The sequence below is a fragment of the Thioclava sp. F34-6 genome, from assembly GCF_002213235.1.
GTDB classification, from domain to species: Bacteria; Pseudomonadota; Alphaproteobacteria; order Rhodobacterales; family Rhodobacteraceae; genus Thioclava; species Thioclava nitratireducens.
The window spans coordinates 443,510-469,368 of sequence record NZ_NBOA01000002.1; the positions used below are offsets into that span (position 1 = coordinate 443,510).

Genomic DNA, 25,859 nt, shown 5'->3' on the forward strand with positions numbered 1-25,859 from the left:
AATTGAATTTGTCTTGAGGAGATGCTATATTCTGCCTCAACGTAACCTTTTCGTGGAGTACCCTCGAATGAACCTCGACCGTGCGATTTTTGCCTTTGCTGGCGTGATGATCCTGATCTCGCTGCTGCTGGCCGTTTATGTCTCGATGTATTGGCTCTGGTTTACTGCCTTCATCGGCGCGAACCTGCTGCAATCGGCCTTCACCGGTTTCTGCCCGGCTGCAATGATCTTCGGCAAGTTCGGTGTCAAATCGGGCTGCGCTTTCGGTAAGTAATCGACAAAGCGGCAACGATTGGCGCTGGTCTTTTCCGGACCCGAGACCAAATCTTGAGAGGGTGGGGCGGCTTTGCTAGCCTCGCCCTTGGCTTTTCTTGAATGAAGCCACGGGATTTGCAGGAGTTTGAGATGGATCGCCGCGCCTTTCTTCTTTCGTTGGCCGCCTTGCCCTTCGCAAGCCTGCCCGCCTTTGCCGCAACCGAACCCGCGCAAAGCGTCGAGACCGGACCGGCCAAGCGCTGGCCGATCGGCTCGCAATATTACCCGACGAAAGTGGCGGTGAAGCCGGATCTGCCGGTGGGCTCGATCATCATCGTTTCCGACAAGTTCTTCCTCTATCACATCATCGCGCCGGGCGTTGCGATGCGATACGGCGTGGCGGTCGGCAAGGCGGAACTGACATTCCGCGGCAAGGCGACGGTAGCGCGCAAGGTCAAATGGCCGAGCTGGACCCCGACGCCAGAGATGATCGAGCGTAACCCGGCCTACAAGAAATACGCCGACGGCATGAAAGGTGGGCCGGAGAACCCGCTCGGCGCGCGGGCGATGTATCTCTATCAGAATGGGCATGACACGGCGATCCGCATCCACGGCACGACCGAGCCGCGGTCGATCGGGCATGCGGTCTCGAACGGCTGCATCCGGATGGTGAACGATCACGTCATCGAGCTGTTCAACAGCGTTCCCGTCGGCACGCAGGTTACTGTCTACTGATGAAACTTACCTCGATTGCCGAGGTCGCCGCGCTCGATTTCGACACGATCATCGATGTGCGCTCGCCTTCGGAATTCGCCGAGGATCGTATCCCCGGCGCCATCAACCTGCCCGTGCTCGACGATGAGGAGCGCGCCCGCGTCGGCACGATCTACAAACAGGTCGCGCCCTTCGACGCGCGCAAGATCGGTGCGGCGCTGGTGGCACAGAACGCAGCCAAACATTTGCAGGGTCCGCTGGCCGACAAGGAAGGCGGCTGGCGTCCGCTGGTCTATTGCTGGCGCGGCGGACAGCGCTCGGGCTCTTTCGCGACGATCCTGAAGCAGGTCGGCTGGCGCGTGGAGCTGGTCGAGGGCGGCTACAAGGCGTTCCGGTCGCTGGTGGTGGAGGCTGGAAAGGCGGCGATGCCCTGTCCGGTGGTCGTACTCGACGGCAATACCGGAACCGCGAAGACCGACATTCTGAAAGCGGCACGGGCACAGGGCGCGCAGGTGATCGATCTGGAGGGGCTGGCCAATCATCGCGGTTCTCTCTTCGGGGCGATGGAGGGCGGGCAATCGAGCCAGAAGGATTTCGAGACCCGGCTGATCATGGAGATCGCGGCGCTCGACCCGGCGCGACCGGTGCTGCTGGAGGCGGAAAGCTCAAAGATTGGCGATCTCCAGCTGCCGAGCGGGATCTGGGCTGCGATCAAGGACGCGCCGCGTGTGCGGGTCAGGGCGCCGCTGGCGGAGCGCGCGGAGTATCTGGCGCGGGCCTATGCGGATATCACGGCGGATCCAGATCGGCTGCTTGGGGTGCTCGATCAGTTGCGGCCCTTCCAGCCCGCCGAGCGGGTCGCGGCATGGCAGGCACAGGCGCAGGCCGGTGAATATGCGGCGCTGGCGGGCGAATTGATGCGCGACCATTATGATCCACGCTACGAGAAACACCGCGCGCGTCATGTGGAGCAGGAGCGGGTGATCGAGGCTGAGAGTCTCGCGCCGGAGGCGATCGAGGGGATAGCTGCGCAGGTGGTAAGAGAGGCGCAGGAGATGGCGGAGCGCTAAGGGGCGTGAGCCCTTGGCAAGGGGCGACCAGCCTGGGCCGCGCCCGACCCTCCCCCCGGGAGCGCACATTGGCAATGTCATCGCGAGTAGGAATGTCTTCCGGGCTTGCGAGATAAAGCGCCAAGCCATCTGCCGGTCAAAGCGCCCCCCCAAGGGTCGGGCGCGTCCCGTCTCTCACCGCACCCGCAGGAACGCCGGGCCGTCCGCAATCGACCCGATCCGCGCGGCGCGGTAGCCTGCCGCTTCCAGCTTTGCCAACACCTCCGCCGTCTGCGCCTCCGGCACGCTCGCCAGCAAGCCGCCCGAGGTCTGAGGATCGTGCAACAACTCCGTACGCGGCCCCGGCGGCGCGGTCATCCGGCCCGCGCAATTGGCGATGTTTTGCGGCAGGAGGGTCGAGTGTTCGCCCGCTTCCGCCAAAGCTTCGGCGCCCTCCAGCAGCGGGATCGCGTCAAGGTCCAGCTCTGCCGAGACAGCCGACGCCTCGCATAGTCCCAGCAGATGCCCTGCGAGACCAAACCCCGTTACATCCGTCATCGCAGAGGCCACGGGCGCGAGGATCGCGGAGGCGCCGGCGGAACTGCGGCCCATGCTCTCCAGCGCGCCTGCCACCACGTCGCCGGGAGCGTGCTTCGCCATCTCGGCGGCGAGGATCACGCCCGTTCCAAGCGCCTTGGTCAGGATCAGCGCCTCACCCGGACGCGCTCGGTCTTGGCCCAGCGGCCGCTCTGCCAGCCCGGTCACGGTGAAGCCGAGTGTCAGCTCCGCGCCCATCGAGGTATGCCCGCCGACGAGATCGCAGCCCGCTTGGCGGAACGCCTCCGACGCGGCACCCAGCATCTCGCGCAGGGCCCGCGCGCCCAGTTCCTCGGACTGGCGAGGCAGTGTGACCTGCGCCAAGGCCGCCTGCGGTGCCGCGCCCATCGCCCAGGCGTCGCTCATCGCATGCAGCGCGACGATCCGGCCCAGAAGCCAGGGATCTTCGGTGAAGGCGCGGACGTGATCGGTGGTGAAGACCTGTGCTTGCGAGCCGCAGGACAGAACGGCGGCATCGTCGCCCGGACCGCTCAGCACATCCGCGCGTGCAGGTGCGGGCAAGTCAGATAGCGCCTCGCGCAGCGCCTGACCGCCCAGCTTCGCGCCGCAGCCGCCGCACATCGGTTTGCTGCCCAGCACCTCCGCGATTCCCTGCGCGTGCTCGCGTGGCAGGGGGGGGGTCGGCATCGCGGGCAGATCGTGGACCTTCGTCATGAACTTGCGGTCAATCCGGTTCTTCCAGCGCCAGAGCCACGCGCCGTTCAACGGCAACCCCCATTTATCGGCCACCGCCAGCTTGCCGCCTGCGGAGATCAGTTTCAGATAATCGCGCTGCGGCTGGTAGGTCTTCATCTCTCCGCCCGAAGCGGCAGCGCGCAGGTTTGCGAACAGCGGCTTGGCCTCGCGCACCGCATAGACCCCTGCCTTGGGACGCGGCGCGTGGCTGAGATGGGCGATGTCGCCTGCTGCGAAGATCGCGGGGTCCGAGCTTTGCAGCGTCGGGCCGACCGTGACGAAACCGTCGGTCAGATCGAGTCCGGTTTCGGGTAGCCAGTCGGCGGGTTTCGTCGACCCCGTACCGATGATGAAATCGGCCTCGGCTGTGCGGTCGCCTTCCAGAAGGAGCCGCCCTTTTCCCGCCCCGATCAGCGCCGCGTCGGTCTCGATCTTCACGCCGAGCCGTGCGCAGTGTTTCAGCATCGCGTTCCGGGCGCCGGTGCCGAGCGCGCGCAACGCCTCGGGGGCGGCCTCATAGACCGTTACCTGGGCCTGTGGCAGACGGTGTGCACAGGCCATTGCAAGCTCCACCCCCGCCACGCCGCCGCCGACCACGGCGATCTTTGGCGACTCGGGCGGATTGGCGGCGAAGGCGTCCCAGGCATCGGCGAAAGCGTCGAGCGGTTTCGCAGGCACGACATGCTCGCGAAATCCCGGCAGCTGCGGCATCTCTGCCGTGATCCCGATATCGATCGAGGCCACGTCATAGGCGATCGGCGCACGCCCCGGCACTTCGATCAGCCGCCGGGCCCGATCGATTCCCGTCGCGCGCCCCAGAACCAGCCGCGCGCCAGCATGTCTTGCGAGCTTCACCAGATCGAGCTGCAACTCGTCGCGCGTGTAATGCCCTGCCACATGGCCCGGCAGCATCCCCGAATAGGCGGCGGAAGGCGCGGGGTTGATCACTGTCAGCCGCACGCCCGGAAGCGGCTTCATCCCCCACATCCGCAGCACCAGCGCGTGGGTATGACCACCCCCGATCAGAACGATATCGCGTGTGAGGGGCAGGGCAGGGGCGGCGTGCATGGTCTCTCCTTTTCTCCTCCTGCCTAGCCTTTGCGCGCGGCTTCGCCAATTCCCAATATGCCGCAGCGAAATGGGGGCAATTTTCCCGCAAAACGTCCTTGACTGGACGATCCGCTTTGCCTAGTTAGCCCCCCAGTGGCTAGGTAGCTCAGCTGGTTAGAGCACACGACTCATAATCGTGGGGTCGGGGGTTCAAGTCCCCCCCTCGCCACCACTACTCCCCTCTTTCGGGAGAGATGCGAAAAGGGCGCCCCGCGGGGCGCCCTTTGCTTTTGTCTCTGGCTCAACCTCAGTTCGAGGCGGTGCGCAGAAGATCGGTGATCCGGCGCACGACGGCACGGCGGTTGGCTTCCGAGGGGCCTTCGGTCTGCACTTTCAGGTCCTGTTCGCCATAGCCCTGCACCACGAGGTTCTCGGCGGGCACGTCGAAATACTCGCTCAGTGCCAGCGCGACCGATTCCGCGCGACGGTCCGAGAGCGCAAGGTTGTAGGCGGCGCTGCCGACGGCGTCGGTATGGCCTTCCACGAGGAACAACTCACGCGGGTTCTCGTCGATGCGCTGTTGGATCGCCTGTCCCAGAGCCGAGAGGGCCTGCGCTTGATCCGGCTGGATCGCTGCCGAACCAGTCTCGAAGTTGATGTTCTCGACCGTAATTGCGGGCGCGAGTTCGCGGACCGGGGTGATGTTGCGCACCTGCGAAAGCGTGAAGGTACGGTCGACGCCACTCTGGCGGGTCAGCGCTTCGCGCAGTGCCTGTTCGTTGCTGGAAGACACCGTCGCGACGGGCTTGGGCTTGGGGAGCGCCGAGACATCTACAGGGTCTGCGCCCTGCGCGTCATTGACCAGCAGGTATTGCGTCCCGTCGGGCTGGACCAGCGTCCGCTTGAGGATTCGGCGCTGCGCGTCATAGACGGTGACGATCTGGCTGCCGTCCGGCTTGGTCACGATCGTGCGCGACGAGCCGTCCGCGTAGTCCTGCGTGCGAATCTTCGACCCGGGCTGACGCAGAAGCGCGTTATCGTCCTTCACCAACTGATAGGATCCGTCGGGCTGCTGCACCACGACGCGGTCGCCCGAATTCACGGCTACTTTCGAACCGTTGTTCAGGATCGCTCCCACGGCGAGCGCACCGAGACCGGAGAGCGCTGCGGTTTCGAGCGTGCTCAGGCCGTCCTTTTTCTTCTTCGTCGAATCGGTCTGGGCCGTGGCCTGCGCCTGTGCGTCGGGCTTGGCGTCGACCGTGGTCGAGAAGTCTTCCGAGGCGCTGCGCGCAGTGTCCTCGGTCACCGTTTCTTCGGTGGCATTGGTGGTGTCGGTGCTGTCGGCCGGTGCGTTGAGCGCCTCGTTCTGCACAGCCTCGCCCTGGATCGCGGCCTTGGTGTCTGTCAGCGCGTTCTCGAGCAGCTTCGTCGCCTCGGCGGTCGAGCTGTCCTGCGTGTTCGCCTGTTGATCCGTTTGCGCCTCGGCACTCGCGTCAGCACTCGCCGCATCGGTGGTGTTCGCGTCGGCGTTCGTCGAATCTGCGGTCGTCGCCTCTTTCGGTTGGACCACCTTCGGCTCGACGTCGGAACCCGATCCGCCATTGCCCTCCTGCACGACCTGAGTGTCGGAGGTGGTATCGGTCGAGGTCTCGCCAGCGGGTTTCGCCTCGGGTTCAGCCGTCGCGGTGCTCTCCGGCTGAGCCGCCGAGTTCTGCATGGCGTTTTCGGTGGTGTCGGTCACCGGGGCAGGGGCGTCCTGCGAGGTGGTGTCGGGGCTCATGGTGTCCGTCGCCTCGGCATTCGTTTGGCCTTCTGCAGCAGTCGAACCGTCAGCGGTGGCGTCGGTCGAACCGTCAGCCGTCGCGCCGGTCGAGCCATCGGTCGCGGCGGTCGCGGACCCGTCGGTCTTCGCGGTCGTATCGGCTGAAGTCGTGCCCTCGCCGTTCGCGGTCGCGGCACTGTCGGTCTCGGCGGGTGCCGCGGCCTCGGGCTGCGCATCGGTCGATGCGGCGGCGTCGGGCTCGGCAGACGTATCTGCATTCGTGGCCGTATCGGTATCGCTCGTCGCGGCAGCGGCCGCGTCGGCGTTGGCATCGGTGCCCGTGGTCCCGGATTGAGTGGTCACATCCGCGCCGCCTTCGACTGCGGCTTTCGCGCTGGCGTCGGGGGTGTCACTGCTCGCGGCCGGGTCCTGTTCGGAGGGCGGGGCTGCGCCTTCGATCGCCGCTTTCGCAGCCTGATCGGCTTCGCTGTCGGACATCGGCGCATCTGCATTCGCCGGATCGGTGCCTGCGGCGGCTTCGGCGGAGCCGTCGGCATTCGCCGCATTGGCCTCGCAATCGGCTTTCGCCTGCTCCATCGGGGTGCCGTCTGCGACTGCTTTCGCAACGCATTCCGCAGCGGCGGTGTTACTGTCCTGGGCAAGCGCACTGAACGGCAGGATCGCCGGGCTCAGCGCGGCAAGGCCGGCAACGAGCGCAGTGGTCGTCTTCAACGTCTTCATGTCGTCTCCCTTTCATACGGCATCTGGCCGTGTATCGGGGGACCAAACGTTTCACGGAGGCGTGTGTTCCGGCGCGTCACCACCATCGGCGTGAATCAGCGCGGGGCGAGCCCGCAGGCCCGCCCCGTGAATTGAAAACAGATATGGTTGCCGGCCCGGCTCAGTGAGTCTTCTTCACCGCCTTCAACTTGTCGATGCCGAGCATCTTCATCGCGGTCTTCTCGTAGAACGGCTCCGAGGTGCCCTTGCGCAGCTTGCGCAGGAAATATTTCTCGAACCCGATCTTGGCGAGATGGACCCATTTGCCCTGGCTCGACCAGTTGACGTTTCGCGGCGGAAGCTGAGGCTGGGCCACGAAAGCGATGCCACTGTCGCCGAAATCGGCCAGACAGATCGCGTTCCAGGTGCCGGTCTCGTCGGGGTCTTTGCCGCGCACGATATTGCCTAGGTTATGCGCGGTGGCGGTGACCATCGACTCGATCATGAAGCCGGTTTTCGGCACGCCGCAGGGTACCGGGGTCGGCCCCATGGGCGGGATCGCGATGCCGACGCCGATGCCGAAGACGTTCGGATATTTCGGGTTGCGCTGGTGCTTGTCGACGATGACGAAGCCGCGCGGATTGACGAGACCGTCCAGCCCCATGACCGCCGGGATGCCACGGAAGGGTGGCAGCATCATCGCGTATTTGAACGGCAATTCGTGGGCGGCCTTGATCGAGCCGTCATCGGCGATTTCCTCGACATGCATCACGCCGTCCTCGACCTTCTTCACACGGCTCGAGACCATCCACTTCATGTGCTTGTTGCGCATTTCGGATTCGAGAAGGCCCTTGGTGTCGCCCACGCCATCAAGACCGAGATGGCCGACATAGGGCTCGGAGGTGACGAAGGTGATCGGCACCTGATCGCGGATCTTCGCGCGCCGCAGCGCAGTGTCGAGGATGAATGCGAATTCATAGGCCGGGCCGAAGCACGAGGCACCCTGCACCGCGCCCACGATGATCGGGCCGGGATTTTCGCAGAAGCGTTTTAAGGCGGTGCCAGCCTCCTCGGCGTGATCGATGTGACAGACCGAATGCGTGAAGCCGTCAGGGCCGAGCCCCTCGATCTCGTCGAAGGCCAGTTCCGGGCCGGTGGCGAGGACGATGTAATCGTAGGAAACCTCGCGGCCATCCTCCAGCTCGACCTTGTTGTCATCGGGATGCAGGCGCTTGGCCGCGACCGGGATGAACTTGATGTTCTTTTTCTTCATCGTCGGTTCGAGATCGACGGTGATGTCCTTGCGGTCGCGCCAACCGACGGCGACCCAGGGGTTCGAGGGCACGAAGTGATACTTCGGGTCCTTGGTGATGACGGTGATCTCGTCTTCCTTGCGGACCTGGTCACGCAATTCATAAGCCATGATGGCGCCGCCAAGACCCGCGCCAAGTACCACGATATGTGCCATTGCCTTCCTCCCACTCCCTAACGTCAACCGCTCTATCTACCGATAGATGCAAATTATTGAATGTGTCAAGTTGCTCGACTCTTCAAATTTTGAGCCTGAATCCTGGGGGCGGCAACGATGACGGTCAATGAGAAGGGGGGTAGAGGCGGCGCGAGCATGAAAAAAAAGGGCCGGCGCCTGGCCGACCCTTTCGTCTTTTCGTTCGTGCAATCGCTTACTTCGGCGGTTCCGCGGTAATGCCCTCGACATAGAAGGTCATCGAATGAAGCTGGTCGTCGGTCGCGACATCGCCTGCCTTGAGGAATTCGCTGCCGTCCTGCTTGTTGAGCGGACCCGCGAAGGGATGGACCTTGCCCGAGGCGATGTCGTCCTTGAGCTGCAGCGCCTCTTTCTTGACGTCGTCCGGCACCGCCGAGGATATCTCGCCGATCTTCACCATGCCGCTGTCGATGCCGCCCCAGGTGGCTTCCGATTTCCAGGTGCCGTCCATGACGGCGCCGACGCGCTCGATATAATAGGGCGCCCAGTTGTCGATGGTCGAGGAGACGCGCGGCATCGGCGCGAAGGACGACATGTCCGAGGCCTGACCGAAGGTGATGACGTTGCCCGCTTCCTGAGCTTTCGCCTGCGGCGCGGTCGAGTCGGTGTGCTGCAGCAGCACGTCCACCCCATCGGCGATCAGGGCTGCGGCCGCGTCGGCCTCTTTCGCCGGGTCGAACCACGAATAGGCCCAGACGACTTTCATTTCGACGTCCGGGTTCACCTTCTTCGCCGCGAGGTAGGCGGCGTTGATGCCCTGATAGACCTCCGGGATCGGGAAGGAGCCGATATAGCCGATCTTGTTGGTCTTGGTCATGCGACCGCCGATCGTGCCCTGAATGGCGCGACCTTGGTAGAACTTCGCGTCATAGGTCGCGAGGTTGTCGGCGAGCTTGTAGCCGGTGGCGTGCTCGAATTTCACGTCGGGGAATTTCTTGGCGACGTTCACGACCGCGTCCATGAAGCCGAAGGAGGTCGCGAAGATCAGCTTGTTGCCGTCCAGCGCAAGCTGGGTCAGCGCGCGCTCGGCATCGGGACCTTCCGGCACGTTCTCGATGAACGAGGTTTTCACCTTGTCGCCGTATTTCTCTTCGATCGCCTGACGACCCTGGTCGTGCTGGTAGGACCACCCCATGTCGCCGACGGGGCCGACATAGATGAAGCCGACTTTCAGCGGCTCGTCAGCGGCGAAAGCCGGGACGCCTGCGCCCGCGACAACGGCCGTGGCGGCGGTGGTTTTCAAAAAGGATCTGCGGTTCATCGCGTTACTCCAAGTTGGGTGGCGGGCCTCTTGATGGGGCCCTTCGAGATATGCCTCAGCTCGAGGCGTGGAAAGACTTGCCGAGGCTGGCAGGGGCGGCCTGCACGCCGTGGCGGTGAATGGCGGAGAGGATGACCAGCACCACGATGGTGATGACGTAGGGGGCCATCGACAGGATATGCACCGGGATCGCGTAGCCCGCGGCCTGCAGCTGCAATTGCAGCGCGGTGATGCCGCCGAAGAGATAGGCGCCCAGCAGCACGCGCCAAGGGCGCCAGCTTGCGAAGACGACGATGGCGAGCGCGATCCAGCCCGCGCCGGCGGTCATGCCTTCGGTCCATTGCGGCACGCGCACGAGGCTGAGATAGGCACCGCCCAGACCGGCCAGCGCCCCGCCGAAGGCCAACGCGGCAAAGCGGACGGCGACGACGCGGTATCCCAACGCGTGTGCTGCGTCATGACTTTCGCCCACCGCGCGCAGGATCAGCCCCATGCGGGTTGAGCGCAGCACGTACCAGACCACGGCGACGAGGATCAGCGAGAGATAAACGATCCAGTCATGCGAGAACAGGATGCGGCCCAGCACCGGAATATCCGAGAGCGGCCCGAAATCGATCTTCGGCGTCGCGGGCGGCCGCACGCCCTCATAGCCCTTTCCGATCAGCGCGCTCAGGCCAAGTCCGAACAGCGTCAGTGCAAGGCCGGTCGCGACCTGGTTCGACAGCAGCTTCTGCGTCAGAAAGGCGAAGAGCGTCGCCAGCAAAGCGCCGGCAATCGCCCCCATCAGGAAGCCCAGAACCGGGCTTCCGGTGGCGACGGCAGCAGCAAAGCCCGCGACCGCGCCCATGATCATCATCCCCTCGACGCCGAGGTTCAGCACGCCCGATTTCTCGGCCACCAATTCGCCGGTGGCCGCTAGCAAAACCGGGGTCGACGCGCCCATCAGAGTCGCCGTCAGGGTGATGATGTCGATGCCGCCCACGATCATAGCGTGCCTCCATGTCCCCAGAACAGAACCGGCCCCCAGGCCAGATAGCCCCCGACGAGGCCGATGACGAGCCCGGCCATCGAGGCGTAACGCTCGCGTCCGCGCAGGGTGGGGCGACGGGGCTCTTCGCTGTCAGGGCGCGCGCCGATGCGGTAGATCACCGCCCGCGACGCGCCAACCGCCAGTTCGAAAACTACCATCATAACCACGCCGATCACGACGAAGGCCCAGAATGCCTGCGCCACGGCGAGCAGATAGTACAGGCCTAGCCCCATCACGACGCCGCCGAGAAAGATGACCGCCAGCCGCAGCGAGGGGAGTTTGCCCGTCATGCCGCGACCCTCCCGAAACGGATGCGGAAGTTGGTCAGCACATCGAAGGCCAGCAGGAAGAACAGCAGCATCCCCTGAAATACCTGGATCGCCGCCGAGGGCAGGCCGAGCATCAACTGCGCCATGTCGCCGCCGATATAGGTCAGCGCCATCAGCAGACCCGCCAGCAGGATGCCGATCGGGTGCAGGCGACCCAAGAAGGCCACGATGATTGCGGTGAAGCCATAGCCCACGTTGAAGCTGTCGGTGATCTGGCCCGAGGGACCGGAGACTTCGAACATGCCCGCGAGGCCCGCAAAGGCGCCGCCCATGCCAAGCCCGAGGATCACCAGCCGCGCCGGCATCACGCCTGCGAAGCGAGCGGCGCGCGGGGCCTCGCCTGCGACGCGGATACGGAAACCGGTGATGTGGCGATGCATCAGCCCATAGGTAAAGATCACCGCGATCAGCGCCGCGACGACGCCCCAATGCATGCCTGTGCCCGCGATCAGCTCGTGGTTGAAGGCAGAGGGGTAGTCCTGCAGGTTGCGCGATCCGGGAAAGCCGAAGCCTTCGGGGTTCTTGAGCGGCCCGAAGGCCATGTAGGCCAGCAGGTTCTCGGCCACGTAGACCAGCATCAGCGAGACGAGAATTTCAGAGGTGCCGAACATCACTTTCAGCACCGCGGGGATCATTGCCCAGAGGAAGCCGCCAAGCGCGCCGAGCACGATCATCACCGGGAACAGCCAGTGGCTTTCGGCCGGGTACATCTTCAGCGCCAGCCACGCCGAGAACAGCGCGCCCATGATGTATTGCCCCTCCGCGCCGATGTTCCAGATGCCCGCGCGAAAGCCCACGGCGAGCCCGCAGGCGATCAGGATCAGCGGCCCAGCCTTGACCAGCAACTGGCCGCGGAAATAGGCCGCGTTGCCGCCGAAAAGCGGGTCCCAGAAGATTACGCGGATCGCCTCGACCGGGTGCTTTCCGAGCATCGCGAACAGGATGCCGCCCGCGATCATGGTGGCGATCACGGCGAGGATCGGTGTGGCGTAGGACCAGAAGCGAGACGGGGTGGGGCGCCGGACGAGAGTGATCATACCGCAGCCTCCTGCATCCCGTGCGCGCCACCGAGCATCATGCCGATCTCTTCGATCGTCAGCCCCTGCGTCGGGCGCGAGGCGCTCAGGCGGCCTTCGTTCAGTGCCGAGAAGCGGTCGGAGATTTCCATAAGCTCATCGAGGTCCTGGCTGATCGCGATCACCGCAGCCCCTTTCGCGGCCAGATCGAGCAGCGCTTGCCGAATCGACGCTGCGGCGGCGGCATCGACACCCCATGTCGGCTGGTTCACGACCAACACGGCGGGGTTTTGCAGCACTTCGCGGCCGATCACGTATTTCTGCAGGTTTCCGCCCGACAGCGCCCGGGCGGCCACATGCGCGCCGGGGGTGCGCACGTCGAAGGCTTGAATGATCTCGTCGGCGAAGGTCTTCGCCGCACCCTGATCTACGAAGCCGTTGCGGGTCAGCGGCTTGCGCATCGTCCCGGTGAGAATCGCATTCTCCGTCAGGCTCATCGCGGGAACGGCGGCATGGCCGAGCCTTTCCTCGGGGGCCGCCAGCATCCCCTTCGTGCGGCGTGGATTCGGCCCGAGGCCGGAGATATCTTCGCCCATCAGGCTGACGGTGCCGGGGGCGGAGGGCCGTTCTCCCGACAGGGTCGCCAGCAATTCCTCCTGACCGTTGCCTGCGACGCCGCCGATGCCAAGCACCTCGCCCGCGCGCAGCTCGAAGCTGAGATCCTTCAGCGACGGACCGAATTGCGACATCGGCGCCAGCGACAGCCCATCGACCTTCAGCACCACATCGCCCAGTTTGCGCTCGGCTCGGTCGGTCACTTTCAACTCCGCACCGACCATCAGCTCGGCCAGTTCGCGCGCGGTCTTTTCGCTCGGGTTGCAGCTTGCCACCACCTTGCCGCCGCGCAGGATGGTCGCGCCTTCGCAAAGCGTGCGGATTTCCTCGAGCTTGTGGCTGATATAGAGGATCGCGGTGCCCTCGGCGGAGAGCTTGCGCAGCGTGTGGAACAGGATTTCCACCTCCTGCGGCGTCAGAACCGAGGTCGGCTCGTCCATGATCAGAAGCTTCGGGTCCTGCAGCAGGCAGCGCACGATCTCGACGCGCTGACGCTCGCCCGCGGAGAGGTCTCCGACCAGACGGGCAGGGTCCAGCGGCAGGCCATAGGCGGTGGAAATCTCGCGGATACGCTTGGCGAGTTGGCGCATCGGCGGCGGGTTTTCCATGCCGAGCGCCACGTTCTCGGCGACGTTCAGCGCCTCGAAGAGCGAGAAATGCTGGAACACCATCGCGACGCCTGCGGCCCGCGCCGCGCGTGGATCGGCTGGCGCGAAGGGTTGGCCGGCGAAATGCATCGTGCCGGAATCGGGCTTCACGAGCCCGTAGATCATTTTCACCAGCGTCGATTTGCCGGCGCCGTTCTCGCCCAGCAGGGCGTGCACTTCGCCCGGACGCACCGAGAAGCCGACGCCATCGTTGGCCACGACCCCAGGATAGGCTTTCGTCAGCCCGTCGATCTTGAGCAGCTCCGTCACCCGGCGCGTTTCCCTTTCCCCGTCGCCACCTTCGCGGCGTTCAGCTCCTTCACTAGCCCGGTCGCGACCCCAAGAGCAATGGCTTGAGGATGCTTCCCCAAGGTCGGATCGCCTATCGGGCAGGCAATGCGTGAAATTTGTGCATCCGAATGACCCAGGGCGGCAAGACGTTTGCGGAAGCGGACCCATTTGCTGTCCGATCCGATCAGGCCGAGCCCGCCGACCCCGTGAGCGAGCAGCCGGTGGCAGAGTTCGAGGTCGAGCGCATGTGAATAGGTCAGCACGAAATGGCGCGCTTCGGTCGGGGCTAGAGAGACAAGATCAGCCGGGTTCTCTGCGATCAGTGGCGTGACGCCCTCGGGGAGTGTCTCGGGAAACCTCTCGGACCCGCTATCGGCCCAGAAAAGTGCGAGGCCGGGCAGGGGGGCGAGCGCACCGATCAGCGCGCGCCCGACATGGCCCGCGCCCCAGATCCAGACCGGGGTGGCGGGTGGTGCGACCCGCTCGATCAGCCAGGTCTCCACCAGCAGCGGCGGTGCCTCGCCGCGATCCCGGGCGCGCGCCAGCGCGCGGGTGACGGCGAGCGGCTCGGGCGCGCCCGGCGTCAGCGGGCGCGCGTGCCAATCGCCTGTAATCTGCGCGACGGTGTTCCGGTCCATCCGCTCGTAGCCCAGCACCACGGCCCCGCCGCAACACTGGTTCATGGCCGGGCCGAGCGGGATTTTCTCGACCCCCGTCAGCCCGTCCCGCGCCTTTGCGATGGCGGAAAATTCCAGCGCGCCGCCGCCGATCGTGCCCTCGACGTGATCCGCCCAGACCAGCATCTCCGCCCCGTCTTCGCGCGGGGTGGAGCCTTGGGCGCGCGCGACCACCACGCGGGTGAACGGTCCGCGTTCCGCCGCGCGGGCGAGGGCTGCGGGATCCAGGCTCATGCGTCGCCCCTTGCCCGGTGCACGGCAGCGAGAACCGCCTCGGGCGTCGCGGGCGCCTGCAGATCGGGCCAGTGCGGGCCGCAGGATTTGCACGCGTCCTGCAGCGCGAGGAAGGCCGAGATCGCCAGCATGAAGGGCGGCTCGCCGACCGCCTTGGAGCGATAGATCGTGTCCTCGCGGTTCGGTGCGTCCCAGAGCGCCACGTTGAACACACGCGGGCGGTCCGAGCAGGCGGGGATCTTGTAGGTCGAAGGCGCATGGGTGCGCAGTCGGCCTTTATCGTTCCAGACCAGTTCCTCGGTCGTCAGCCAGCCCGCGCCCTGAACGTAGCCGCCTTCGATCTGGCCGATGTCGATAGCCGGGTTCAGCGAAGCGCCCGCATCATGCAGGATGTCGGTGCGCAGGATGCGGTTCTCGCCGGTCAGCGTGTCGATCACGACCTCGGTCACCGCCGCGCCATAGGCGAAGTAGAAGAACGGGCGGCCCTGCCCCTTGATCCGGTCCCAGCTGATCTTCGGCGTGGCATAGAAGCCGGTCGAGGAGAGCGACACCCGCGCCTCATGGGCCAGCTTCACCAGCTTCGCGAAGGGCAGGGCATGATCGCCCGCGCGCACCTCGCCATTGGCGAAGCTCACGTCTTCGATGGCTGCGCCGGAGCTTTCGGCCATGAACGCGGCGAGCCGCGCCTTGATCGTCTCGCAGGCGGCCTTCACCGCCATGCCGTTCAGGTCGGCCCCCGAAGAGGCCGCCGTAGCGGAGGTATTGGGCACCTTGTCGGTGGCGGTCGCGGTGATGCGCACGTCCTCGTCCGTCACGCCAAAGACCGAGGCCGCGACCTGACAGACCTTGCGGTGCAGGCCCTGACCCATCTCGGTGCCGCCGTGGTTCAACTGTATCGAGCCGTCGGCATAGAGATGCACCAGCGCGCCCGCCTGGTTCAGCTGGGTCAGCGTGAAGGAGATGCCGAACTTCACCGGCGTCAGCGAGATGCCGCGCTTCAGCGTCGTGTTGGCGGCGTTCCATTCGGCCACGCGGGCTTTGCGGGCCGCGAACTCGGCGGATTGCTCCAAGCGCTCGGTGATTTCGGGCAGGATGAAATCCTCGACCGGCTGTCCGTAATGCGTGCTCTGCCCGCCCGCTGGGTCGTAGTAGTTGCGCTTGCGCAGATCGAGCGGGTCGATCCCCATCACATGCGCGAGGTGATCGAGCGCGGCTTCCGTTCCGATCATGCCCTGCGGGCCGCCGAAGCCCCGGAAGGCCGTCGCGCTTTGGGTGTTGGTGCGCAGCCGGTGGCTCTCGATCTTCACATTCGGCAGGTAATAGGAACTGTCCGTGTGCAGCATCGCGCGATCGCAGACCGGCAGGCTCAGGTCGGGCGACCAGCCGCAGCGGGCGAGATGGGTGAACTCGGCCGCGACGATCTTGCCCTCGGCATCCGCGCCAAGGCGATATTTGATCCGGAAATCATGGCGCTTGCCGGTGATGACCATGTCGTCGTCGCGGTCGTAGCGCATCTTGCAGGGCCGCCCGGTGGCCCGCGCGACGACGGCGCAGGCGATGGCGAGCGCGTTGCCCTGGCTCTCCTTGCCGCCGAAACCGCCGCCCATCCGGCGCATCTCCACGCGGACGTCATGCATCGCGCAGCCAAGCGCGTCGGCCACCTTGTGCTGGATTTCCGACGGGTGCTGCGAGGAACAGCGGATCACCATCCCCTGATCGTCGGGCAGCGCGAGGGCGGCCTGACCTTCGAGGTAGAAATGCTCCTGCCCGCCCATGTCGAAGCTGCCTTCGACGATATGTTCTGCCTGCGCGAAGCCCGCGCCGGTATCGCCGCGCGCCCAGGTGACCGGGCCGCCTTCGAAATGGCTGTTGGCCTCGAGCGCCTGTTCGACGGTCAGGATCGCCGGGCGCGGCTTGTAGTCGACATTCGCGAGCCGCGCTGCTTTGCGCGCGGCATGGTGGCTGGTCGCGGCGACCACGAAGATCGGCTGACCGACATAATGCACGACACCTTCGGCCAGAACCGGTTCGGGTTCGGGCGCGGGCGAGGCATTGTTGGCAAACGGCATGTCTTCGGCGGTGAGCACCGCGACGACGCCCGGAGCGCTGCGCACCGCGCTCAGATCGAGCGAGGCGATCTCGGCATGGGCTTCGGTCGAGAGGCCGAAGGCGAGGTGCAGCGTGTTGCCGGGGCAGGGGATGTCATCGACGTAGCGCGCCGCTCCGGTGACGTGCAACTGCGCGGAATCGTGGGGTTTCTTCGTGCCGACGCTCATGGTTGCACCTCCAGAATGGAGAGGGCGCCTTGGGCGTTGCGCACATAGCGGATCAACATCGCCTTGGCGGCCTCCATCCGGTAGGCATCCGAGGCGCGCATGTCGGTGAGCGGCGTGAAGTCCTGCTCCAGCGCGGGCAGGGCGGCCGTGACCGCCTCCTCGGTGAAGGGCTGGCCCTCAAGCGCCGCTTCCAATTCCGTTGCGCGTTTCGGGATACCCGCCATGCCGCCAAAGGCGATGCGCGCGGACCGGATCGTGTCGCCCTCGCGCGAGATATTCAGCGCGCCGCAGACGGCGGAGATGTCCTGATCGAACCGCTTCGAGAGTTTGTAGCAGGCGAGATCGGGCACGGATTTCGGGAAGCTGACGCTTTCGACGAATTCGCCGGGCGCGCGGTCCTGTTTGCCGTAGTCGAGGAAGAAACTCTCCAGCGGGATCGTGCGGCGCGTGTCACCCTTGCGCAGCGTCAGCTCCGCGCCCATCGCGATCAGGACAGGCGGGCTGTCACCGATGGGCGAGCCGTTCGCGATATTGCCACCGATCGTCGCCGCCTGACGCACCTGTTCGGAGGCGAAACGGCGGAGCAATTCGGCAAAGCTCGGGAGCGTGTCGCGGATCGTCTCGCGCAACGTCGAGAGCGTGATGCCCGCGCCGACGATATAGCGGTCGTGGGTTTCCTCGATGTTCTGCAGGTCTTTGCAGTTGTTCAGGAAAGCGACTTCTTTCAGGTCTCGCAGCTGTTTGGTGACCCAGAGACCCACATCAGTCGCGCCCGCGATCAGCGTGGCGTCCAGATGAGCGAGATACCACTCCGCCAGCGCATCCGCGCTTGCGGGAAGGAAGACATGATCGGCCATAAGCGCGACGTCTGTCAGATCGGGCGGCGTGTCGTGCATCCACGCGGGCACGGGCGCGTCCTGAGCCGCCTCGGCGGCGCGGATGATCGGTGCGTAGCCGGTGCAGCGGCAAAGGTTGCCCGCCAGCAGATCGTCGTGATCGCGGCGTCCATTGAGATGACCCGCCGCCATCGAGGCGATGAAGCCCGGCGTGCAGAAACCGCATTGCGAGCCGTGATGGTCGACCATTGCCTGCTGAACTGGGTGCAATTCGCCCTTCGGCCCCGCGACGCCTTCGACGGTGCGCAGCGCGCGCCCGTGCAGATGGGGCATCATCATCAGGCAGGCATTGAGCGGTTTGGCCCCGTTGGCGTCGGTCACGATGACCGAACAGGCACCGCAATCGCCCTCGTTGCAGCCCTCCTTGGTGCCGGTCAGGCCTTCGGCGCGCAGCCAGTCGAGCACAGATTGCGTCGGATCGGTAATCGCCACCGTCCGGGTTTCTCCATTGAGAAGAAACGTGATCTCCATAAGAAAAATCCGCCGCCTTACCAGTCGTCCCTGCGGTCCCCCTCGATGCGGCGTAGAACGGGACCTGCCCAGCAAAGCCGATGCGGACGGGCTTTGGCAAGGGATTCTCGATCATGCGCTGCTCGAATCTTGATCCGACGATCAAGATTTGGGCGTCGAGCGACGCCGAACGGTCGAACGCGAAGCGTCTGGAGGACGCGGCGAGAGGCTGGCGCGGGGCGACACGACCAGCTAAATCTGGTGGCATGACCAGCCCCCGATTCATTCATCTGCGCGTCCATACCGAGTATTCCCTGCTCGAAGGCGCCGTGCCCGCAAAGAAACTCGTGAAGATGTGCGAGTCGGCGGGGATGCCCGCCGTCGCCGTGACCGACACGAACAACATGTTCGCGGCGCTCGAGTTTTCCGTGACCGCGACGGGGGCGGGGCTGCAGCCGATCGTCGGTTGTCAGGTATCGCTCGAATTCGATCCCGCCAAGCCGGGCGAGCGTCCGCGCCTGCCTGCACCGATCGTTCTGCTGGCCCAGACCGAGCGCGGCTACGAGAACCTGATGAAGCTGAACTCGTGCCTCTATCTCGACAAGCACGGGGCGCAGATTCAGGTCACTCTGGAGGAGCTGGAGCGCCATTCCGAGGGGCTGATCTGTCTCTCTGGCGGTCCCGACGGTCCGGTTGGACGGCTGATCCGGAACGGCGCGAAGGACCGCGCCAAGGCGCTTCTGCAACAGCTCGCCGGCATCTACCCGAACCGTCTCTATGTCGAATTACAGCGCCACCCGGGCGAGGGCGGCACGCTGACCGAGGCCGAGATCGCGACCGAGCGGCCGTTCGTCGAATGGGCCTACGAGCTGGGTCTGCCGCTGGTCGCGACCAACGACGTCTATTTCCCGAAGCCCGAGATTTACGAGGCCCATGACGCGATGATCTGTATCGCGGAGGGCGCCTATGTCGATCAGATCGAGCCGCGCCGCCGTCTGACCCCGCAGCATTATTTCAAGTCCGAAGGCGAGATGGTCGCGCTCTTCGCCGATCTGCCCGAAGCGGTGGAGAACACAGTCGAGATCGCGAAACGCTGCGCCTTCTCGACCTACAAGCGGGCACCGATCCTGCCGAAATTCGCCGATGACGAGGTCGAGGAACTGCGGCGTCAGGCGTGGGACGGGTTGCGCAACCGCCTCGACGTGATCCCGCATGCAGCGCCGGTCGAGGATTACGAGGCGCGGCTGAAATTCGAACTCGACATCATCGAGCAGATGGGCTTCCCGGGCTACTTCCTGATCGTTGCCGACTTCATCAAATGGGCCAAGGATCACGACATTCCGGTCGGGCCGGGGCGCGGCTCGGGTGCAGGTTCGCTGGTCGCCTACGCTCTTACCATCACCGACCTTGATCCGCTGCGCTATTCGCTGCTGTTCGAACGCTTCCTCAACCCGGAACGCGTTTCGATGCCGGACTTCGACATCGACTTCTGCATGGATCGCCGCGAGGAGGTGATCCAATACGTGCAGAAGAAATACGGGCGCGAGAAGGTGGGCCAGATCATCACCTTCGGTGCGCTGCTGTCGAAGGCCGCCGTGCGCGACGTGGGGCGCGTGTTGCAGATGTCCTACGGCCAGGTCGACAAGCTGTCGAAGCTGATCCCGGTCGAAGGCGTGAAGCCCGTCAGCATCGAGAAGGCGCTGGCCGATGAGCCGCGTCTGCGCGAGGCGGCCCGCAACGAAGAGGTCGTGGCGCGGCTTCTCGATTACGCGAAGGCGATCGAAGGCCTGCTGCGCAACGCCTCGACCCACGCGGCGGGCGTCGTGATCGGCGACCGTCCGATCGATGAGCTGGTGCCGCTCTATCAGGATCCGCGCTCGGACATGCCCGCGACCCAGTTCAACATGAAATGGGTCGAGCAGGCGGGTCTGGTGAAGTTCGACTTCCTCGGCCTGAAGACGCTGACGGTGATCCGCTCGGCGATGGAACTGATTTTCAAATCCGGCCGGCCGCTGCATGTCGATGCCGCCGGCAACCAGCTTTACGAGCCCGCCGAGGGCGCGGAAAACCACATCAACGCGATCCCGCTGGATGATCCGAAGACCTACAAGCTTTACGCGGACGCGAAGACGGTCGCGGTGTTCCAGGTGGAATCGGAGGGCATGAAATCGGCGCTGCGCCAGATGAAGCCCACCTGTATTGAGGACATCGTGGCGCTGGTGGCGCTCTATCGCCCGGGTCCGATGGAGAACATCCCGGTCTATTGCGAGGTGAAGAACGGTCTGCGCGAGATCACTTCGGTGCATCCGACCATCGACCATATCCTCGAAGAGACGCAGGGCATCATCGTCTATCAGGAGCAGGTGATGCAAATCGCGCAGGTCATGGCGGGTTACTCGCTTGGCGGCGCGGACCTTCTCCGTCGCGCGATGGGTAAGAAGATCAAGGAGGCGATGGACGCCGAGCGTCCGAAATTCGAGGCAGGCGCGGCCAAGAACGGGGTCGACAAGAAGAAGGCCTCCGAGGTGTTCGACCTTCTGGAGAAATTCGCCAACTACGGCTTCAACAAATCCCACGCAGCGGCTTATGCGGTGGTGTCCTATTACACCGGCTGGCTGAAGGCGAACCACGCGGTCGAGTTCATGGGCGGCGTGATGAACTGCGATATTCATCTGACCGACAAGCTCGCGATCTATGCCGACGAGGTGCAGAAGAAGCTCGGGATCGAGATCATTCCGCCTTGCGTGAACCGTTCGCTCTCGACCTTCGACGTGGTCGATCAGAAGCTGGTCTACGCGCTGGGCGCGCTGAAGAATGTGGGCGTGGACGCGATGCAGATGATCGTGACCGCGCGCGGCGACGAGCCGTTCAAGGATCTGTTCGATTTCGCGCGGCGTGTCGACATGAAGCGCGTCGGTAAGCGCCCGCTCGAGATGCTGGCGCGGGCCGGGGCTTTCGATCTGCTCGATCCGAACCGCAAGCGCGTCTTCGAGTCGCTGGAATCGCTGATGGCGTGGTCGGGCGCGGTGATCGAGGCGCGCGAGTCGGCGCAGGTGTCGCTCTTCGGCGAGGCGGGCGACGATCTGCCGCCGCCGCGTCTGGCCGATACCGACGACTGGCTGCCGGGCGAGCGTCTGGCCGAGGAACACAAAGCCATCGGCTTCTACCTCTCGGGCCACCCGATCGAGGATTACCTGCCCGCGCTCAAGCGCAAGAAGGTGCTGAGCTGGGAAGAGGTGCAGCAAAAGGCCGTGGGCGGTCCCTTCGTCACCAAGATCGCGGGCGAGGTCGCCTCGGTGCGCGAGAAGAAATCCGCCAAGGGCAACCGCTTCGCCTTCGTCGCGCTGTCGGATGCCTCGGGCCCCTACGAGGTGGCTTTCTGGTCGGAGGCGCTGGAAGCCTGCCGCGACGTGCTGGAAACCGGTAACCTTCTGGTGCTGACCGTGAAGGTCGAGGTGGATGGCGAGTCGGTGCGCATGGTCGCCAACGCGGCGCAGACCGTGGACAAGGCGACGGCGGATGCGGGCTCCTCCGGGCTGCTGGTGCATATCGACGACAATGATGCGGTCGCCTCGGTGGCGAGCCTCGTCGAGCGGGTCGCCCGCGAAGGGAAGGTCCATTCGCGCGGGCCGATCAGCTTCATGGTCTATGACAACGAGCGCGGCTGCCGCTACCAGATCACCGCGATGCCCGAGGCGCCGGTCAATGCGCAGGTGAAAGGAGCGCTGCGCAGCCTGCGCGGGGTCAGCGAGGTCGAAGAGGTCTGAGCCTCACAGGCTGCGCGCCACCCATGCCAGCCGCAGCGTGATCGCGGCGGCCAGGGCGGTGGCGAACTCGCCCCAGCGCAACAGTGCCACGCCGCGCAGCAGATCGGGCTCGTTGATCCCGTCGCGCACCGCACCGGAGATCATGCCCATCTCCAGCCACGCGGCCGCACCCAGCAGCCCTGTTGCGAGGAAACTCAACGAAACCAGAAACATCGTCTGCCGATGGGCGCGCGTCTGCCAGATCAGCGCGCTCATCAGCGGCACGGCGAAGAAGACCTGCATCGCGAGGATGCCGCTTCCCTGCCACAGCTCGAACCGATCGATCGTCGAACGGAGGTCGATGCCCGGGGGCCAGACCAGCAAAGCGGTGTAGATGAGCGCCTGCGCGCTCACGAAAACACCGTTTAGCCCCCAGAGCGCCGCGTCCATTACCAGTGCGGTGGTTTCTGATCGGCCAGAGGGATAGAGCCGCCGCTGTCATATTCGCGCTCGGCCTCGCGCTCCATCAGCAGGCCCAGATGCCGCTCAAGCCGTTCGATCTGACGGGCCTGCGCGACGATGACATCGGACAACTCGTCCACCGTTTGCGTCAGATAGGCGATCTGTTCTTCCGCCCGTTCGAGCCGTTCCTGCATCTGCCGTTCCTATTGCTTGCCGGGGCCTGCCCCTTGGGCTACACCCTCGCGCGAGATAAGATCAGGTGCAAGCCGATGGCGAAACAGAAAAAGCAGCCCCGTCCCAAGGCCGAGACCCCGAAGGGCTTCCGCGACTATTTCGGCACGGAGGTGACCGAGCGCGCCGATATGCTGGCGAAGATCGCAGAGGTCTATCGCACGCATGGCTTCGAGGCGCTGGAAACCTCGGCCATCGAGACGGTCGAGGCACTGGGCAAATACCTACCCGATGTGGACCGCCCGAACGCGGGTGTCTTCGCCTGGCAGGAGGAAGACGACGGCAAGTGGCTGGCGCTGCGCTACGACATGACGGCGCCGCTGGCCCGCGTCGCGGCGCAATACCGCAACGATCTGCCGACGCCCTATCGTCGCTTCACGATGGGCCCCGTCTGGCGCAACGAAAAACCCGGCCCGGGCCGGTTCCGCCAGTTCTATCAATGCGATGCCGATACCGTGGGCGCGCCCTCGGTGGCCGCCGACGCCGAGATTTGCGGGATGCTTTCGGACGCGCTGGAAGCCGTCGGCATTCCGCGCGGCGACTACGTGGTGCGCGTGAATAACCGCAAGGTTCTGAACGGTGTGATGGAAGTGGCGGGCGTTCTCGACCCCGCCGATCCGGCCAAGTTCGAGGAAGAGCGCGGCATCGTTCTGCGGGCCATCGACAAGTTCGACAAGTTCGGCGAGGAGGGCGTGCGCCTTCTGATGGGCGAGGGGCGTCTGGACGACTCCGGCGACTTCACCAAGGGCGCGGGGCTGTCCGAGGCACAGGCCGATACGGTCATGGGCTTCATGGAGGCCAAGCGCAAAGACAACGCCACCACCGTCGCGCGGCTGCGCGAGCTGGTCGAAGGCTCTGCGCTGGGTGCGGAAGGCGTGGATGAACTGGAGCAGATCGCGTCGCTTCTCGACGCGCAGGGCTACGGCCCCGACCGCATCGTGATCGATCCGTCGGTCGTGCGGGGGCTGGGCTATTATACCGGCCCGGTTTTCGAAGCCGAACTGACCTTCGAGATCACCGACGAAAAGGGCCGACCGCGGCAATTCGGCTCGGTCGCAGGTGGCGGGCGCTATGACGACCTCGTCAAGCGCTTCACCGGTCAGGTCGTTCCTGCCACCGGCGTCTCGATCGGCGTCGACCGCCTTCTGGCCGCGCTCCGCGCCAAGGGCCGCATCGGCGGCTCTGCTCAGGGCCCGGTCGTCGTGACCGTGATGGATCGCGACCGGATGGCAGAATACATGGCGCTGGCGTCGACGCTGCGCGGGGCAGGGCTGCGCGCCGAGGTCTATCTGGGCAACCCGAAGAACTTCGGCAACCAGTTGAAATATGCCGATAAACGCGAAAGCCCGGTGGCGATCATCCAAGGCTCGGACGAGGCCGAACGCGGCGTCGTCCAAATCAAGGATCTGATCCTCGGCGCGAAGATTGCGCAGGACGCGACGGTTGAAGAATGGAAATCCCAACCGGCGCAATTCGAGGTTCCGACCGCGGAAATGGTCGCAAAAGTGCAAGAAATCCTTGCGCGCTACGAGGCCGAGTGATGGCGGACAAGGCGCAAGCACGGGCACAGGCAGGCCGTCTGCTGGAGCAATTCCTCAAAGCCGGTGCGGTCGAGGTCACGCCCGATATCCTGCAGCCCGCCGAGGCGCTTCTCGACCTTTACGGCGAGGATATCCGCGCCCGCGCCTATGTCACCGCCGACCCGCTGCGCGGCGAGATGATGCTGCGCCCGGATTTCACCGTGCCGGTCGTGCAGGAGCACATGGCCAATGGCGCCGAGCCTGCGCGCTACGCCTATGCGGGCGAGGTGTTCCGCCGTCAGGATCATCGCGGCGCCGCGCGCGCGCATGAGTATTTTCAGGCCGGGTTCGAGATTTTCGACCGCGCCGACCCGGAAGCTGCCGATGCCGAGGTCTTCGTGCTGTTCTCGGGGCTTCTCGCCAAGCTGAACCTGTCCGCCACGATCGGGGATATGGGCCTGCTGCGCGCCGCCGTCGACGGGCTGGATACCATGCCCGAGCGCAAGGCCGCGCTCGCCCGCCATATCTGGCGGCCCAAGCGGTTCCAGCATCTGCTCGCGCGTTATTCGGGTCAGATCGAGGTGCCGAAAGCCCGCGCCGATCTGCTGAGCGGCCAACGCTCCGGCGCGCCGTGGATCGGGCTGCGCTCGCGCGAAGAGATGGAGGCGCGGATCGCCACGCTCGCCGCCGATGCCGCTGCTGCGCCGATCCCGACCGACGCGGTCGCCGCGATGGGCAAGCTCGCCGAGCTGCGCTGCGCCGCCGATCAGGCGCCTGCCGCGCTGCGCGCTCTCGGCATCCAAGCGATCGAACCCGCCATCGCGCGGCTCGAAAAGCGGCTCGACGCGCTTGCCACCCGCGACATCGACCTCGCTGCGATCAATTTCGACACGAGCCACGGTCGCTCGACCATGGAATACTACGACGGCTTTGTCTTTACCTTCACCGCCGCCGATCCGGCACTTCCGCCGGTCGCCTCCGGAGGACGCTACGACGCGCTGACCCGGCAATTGGGGCAGGGGCGCGAAATCCCCGCCGTGGGCGGCGTGATCCGTGCAGGGTTGATGGCCGATCTGGAGGCGCAAGCATGATCAAACTCGGCGTGCCCTCCAAAGGGCGTCTGATGGAGAAGACCTTCGATTGGTTCGCGGAGCGCGGCATCACGCTAAAGCGCACCGGGTCCGAGCGTGAATATGCCGGTGCGGTCGAAGGGGCGGACGGCGTGCAGCTCGTGCTCCTGTCGGCCGGAGAGATTCCGCGCGAACTGGCGGCGGGGCGTATCCATCTGGGCGTCACCGGCTCCGATCTCGTGCGCGAGAAGCTCGCCGATTGGGAAAGCCAGGTCGCCGATCTCGCGCCGATGGGCTTCGGCCATGCCGATCTGATCATTGCGGTGCCGGACTGCTGGTCGGACGTGGACAGCCTCGAAGACCTCGACGCCGCCGCCCACCGCTTTCGCGCCACCCACGGCTTCCGCCTGCGGATCGCCACCAAATATCACCGGCTGGTGCGTGAATTCCTGACCCGCGAAGGCGTAGCCGACTGGCAGCTTGTCGACAGCCAAGGCGCGACCGAGGGGACCATCGCGAACCTCACTGCCGAGGCCGTGGCCGACATCACCTCCAGCGGTGAGACGCTGCGCGCGAACCACCTGAAGATCCTCTCAGACGGGTTGATCCACCAGTCTCAGGCGACGCTGTTCGCATCGCGCGCCGCCGACTGGTCTGGCAAGGAAACCCGCCTCGCGGATCTCGCGAAGCAGATCGGTCTCGACGCGCCCACGCTCTGATCTTCTTCTTGGCGTAAATATGCCGGGGGATGAGGCGGG

General features: G+C 65.3%; 20 protein-coding genes and 1 tRNA gene. 8 read left to right on the forward strand and 13 right to left on the reverse strand.

Annotation, left to right across the window (positions count from 1 at the left end):
- Nucleotides 1–67: 67 nt before the first annotated feature.
- The 3 genes from B6V72_RS05360 (at nucleotide 68) to mnmH (ending at nucleotide 2,039) form a co-directional block, all read left to right on the forward strand.
- Nucleotides 68–274 (forward strand): DUF2892 domain-containing protein, encoded by a 207-nt coding sequence (locus tag B6V72_RS05360; protein ID WP_075774178.1) that lies wholly within the window; start codon nucleotides 68–70, stop codon nucleotides 272–274.
- Between the two features lie 131 nt (nucleotides 275–405).
- Nucleotides 406–990, forward strand: coding sequence for a L,D-transpeptidase (locus tag B6V72_RS05365; RefSeq protein WP_075774179.1), 585 nt, complete (start codon nucleotides 406–408; stop codon nucleotides 988–990).
- A complete protein-coding gene (mnmH, locus tag B6V72_RS05370; RefSeq protein WP_088734944.1) occupies nucleotides 990–2,039 on the forward strand; it encodes a tRNA 2-selenouridine(34) synthase MnmH in 1,050 nt (349 codons plus the stop codon). The genes B6V72_RS05365 and mnmH overlap by 1 nt, the downstream gene beginning before the upstream one ends.
- Before the next feature lie 174 nt (nucleotides 2,040–2,213).
- On the opposite strand, the gene selD is transcribed toward mnmH, so the two are convergent.
- A complete protein-coding gene (selD, locus tag B6V72_RS05375) occupies nucleotides 2,214–4,379 on the reverse strand; it encodes a selenide, water dikinase SelD (RefSeq protein ID WP_088734946.1) in 2,166 nt (721 codons plus the stop codon).
- Between the two features lie 137 nt (nucleotides 4,380–4,516).
- Here selD and B6V72_RS05380 point away from each other — a divergent pair.
- A tRNA-Met gene (locus B6V72_RS05380) sits at nucleotides 4,517–4,593 on the forward strand.
- Between the two features lie 75 nt (nucleotides 4,594–4,668).
- Here B6V72_RS05380 and B6V72_RS05385 read toward each other — a convergent pair.
- The 10 genes from B6V72_RS05385 to xdhA form a co-directional block, all read right to left on the reverse strand.
- Nucleotides 4,669–6,864: an OmpA family protein gene (locus B6V72_RS05385; RefSeq protein WP_088734948.1), complete on the reverse strand. Its 2,196-nt coding sequence runs from the start codon at nucleotides 6,862–6,864 to the stop codon at nucleotides 4,669–4,671.
- A gap of 160 nt (nucleotides 6,865–7,024) precedes the next feature.
- A complete protein-coding gene (locus tag B6V72_RS05390; RefSeq protein ID WP_088734950.1) occupies nucleotides 7,025–8,311 on the reverse strand; it encodes an FAD/NAD(P)-binding oxidoreductase in 1,287 nt (428 codons plus the stop codon).
- A 214-nt stretch (nucleotides 8,312–8,525) separates the two neighbouring features.
- A complete protein-coding gene (locus B6V72_RS05395; RefSeq protein ID WP_075774184.1) occupies nucleotides 8,526–9,611 on the reverse strand; it encodes a BMP family ABC transporter substrate-binding protein in 1,086 nt (361 codons plus the stop codon).
- A 55-nt stretch (nucleotides 9,612–9,666) separates the two neighbouring features.
- Complete coding sequence (locus B6V72_RS05400; RefSeq protein ID WP_088719679.1) at nucleotides 9,667–10,599, reverse strand: ABC transporter permease; 933 nt, start codon at nucleotides 10,597–10,599, stop codon at nucleotides 9,667–9,669.
- Nucleotides 10,596–10,931 carry a hypothetical protein gene (locus B6V72_RS05405; RefSeq protein WP_088719680.1) on the reverse strand — a complete coding sequence of 112 codons (336 nt, stop codon included), beginning with the start codon at nucleotides 10,929–10,931 and terminating at the stop codon, nucleotides 10,596–10,598. The genes B6V72_RS05400 and B6V72_RS05405 overlap by 4 nt, the downstream gene beginning before the upstream one ends.
- Entirely contained in the window at nucleotides 10,928–12,007 is a 1,080-nt protein-coding gene (locus tag B6V72_RS05410; protein WP_088734952.1) for an ABC transporter permease, read from the reverse strand. Before B6V72_RS05410 ends, B6V72_RS05405 begins: the two co-directional genes overlap by 4 nt.
- The gene (locus B6V72_RS05415; RefSeq protein WP_088734954.1) at nucleotides 12,004–13,518 is read right to left on the reverse strand and encodes an ABC transporter ATP-binding protein; all 1,515 of its coding nucleotides are present in this window, start codon (nucleotides 13,516–13,518) and stop codon (nucleotides 12,004–12,006) included. Before B6V72_RS05415 ends, B6V72_RS05410 begins: the two co-directional genes overlap by 4 nt.
- Nucleotides 13,515–14,450, reverse strand: a complete 936-nt coding sequence (gene xdhC / locus B6V72_RS05420; protein WP_088734956.1) for a xanthine dehydrogenase accessory protein XdhC — start codon at nucleotides 14,448–14,450, stop codon at nucleotides 13,515–13,517. The genes B6V72_RS05415 and xdhC overlap by 4 nt, the downstream gene beginning before the upstream one ends.
- Nucleotides 14,447–16,726 carry a xanthine dehydrogenase molybdopterin binding subunit gene (gene xdhB / locus B6V72_RS05425; protein WP_088734958.1) on the reverse strand — a complete coding sequence of 760 codons (2,280 nt, stop codon included), beginning with the start codon at nucleotides 16,724–16,726 and terminating at the stop codon, nucleotides 14,447–14,449. The genes xdhC and xdhB overlap by 4 nt, the downstream gene beginning before the upstream one ends.
- Entirely contained in the window at nucleotides 16,723–18,093 is a 1,371-nt protein-coding gene (gene xdhA, locus B6V72_RS05430; protein ID WP_088734960.1) for a xanthine dehydrogenase small subunit, read from the reverse strand. The genes xdhB and xdhA overlap by 4 nt, the downstream gene beginning before the upstream one ends.
- Nucleotides 18,094–18,338: 245 nt before the next feature.
- Between xdhA and dnaE the strand changes: the two genes are divergently transcribed.
- Entirely contained in the window at nucleotides 18,339–21,839 is a 3,501-nt protein-coding gene (gene dnaE, locus B6V72_RS05435; protein ID WP_075774339.1) for a DNA polymerase III subunit alpha, read from the forward strand.
- Between the two features lie 3 nt (nucleotides 21,840–21,842).
- Here the strand turns inward: dnaE and B6V72_RS05440 are convergent, their stop codons facing one another.
- Together B6V72_RS05440 and B6V72_RS05445 are read right to left on the reverse strand one after the other, a co-directional pair.
- The gene (locus B6V72_RS05440; RefSeq protein WP_075774192.1) at nucleotides 21,843–22,268 is read right to left on the reverse strand and encodes a hypothetical protein; all 426 of its coding nucleotides are present in this window, start codon (nucleotides 22,266–22,268) and stop codon (nucleotides 21,843–21,845) included.
- Nucleotides 22,268–22,474 (reverse strand): SlyX family protein, encoded by a 207-nt coding sequence (locus tag B6V72_RS05445; RefSeq protein WP_075774193.1) that lies wholly within the window; start codon nucleotides 22,472–22,474, stop codon nucleotides 22,268–22,270. The genes B6V72_RS05440 and B6V72_RS05445 overlap by 1 nt, the downstream gene beginning before the upstream one ends.
- Nucleotides 22,475–22,549: 75 nt before the next feature.
- Here B6V72_RS05445 and hisS point away from each other — a divergent pair, with 75 nt between their 5' ends.
- Genes hisS through hisG form a run of 3 tightly spaced genes read left to right on the forward strand, consistent with a single transcriptional unit; the run spans nucleotide 22,550 to nucleotide 25,820 of the window.
- Nucleotides 22,550–24,052 (forward strand): histidine--tRNA ligase, encoded by a 1,503-nt coding sequence (gene hisS, locus B6V72_RS05450; protein WP_088734962.1) that lies wholly within the window; start codon nucleotides 22,550–22,552, stop codon nucleotides 24,050–24,052.
- On the forward strand, nucleotides 24,052–25,122 hold the full coding sequence (locus tag B6V72_RS05455; protein WP_088734964.1) for an ATP phosphoribosyltransferase regulatory subunit: 1,071 nt from the start codon (nucleotides 24,052–24,054) through the stop codon (nucleotides 25,120–25,122). The genes hisS and B6V72_RS05455 overlap by 1 nt, the downstream gene beginning before the upstream one ends.
- Complete coding sequence (hisG, locus tag B6V72_RS05460; protein ID WP_088725698.1) at nucleotides 25,119–25,820, forward strand: ATP phosphoribosyltransferase; 702 nt, start codon at nucleotides 25,119–25,121, stop codon at nucleotides 25,818–25,820. Before B6V72_RS05455 ends, hisG begins: the two co-directional genes overlap by 4 nt.
- Nucleotides 25,821–25,859: the final 39 nt, after the last annotated feature.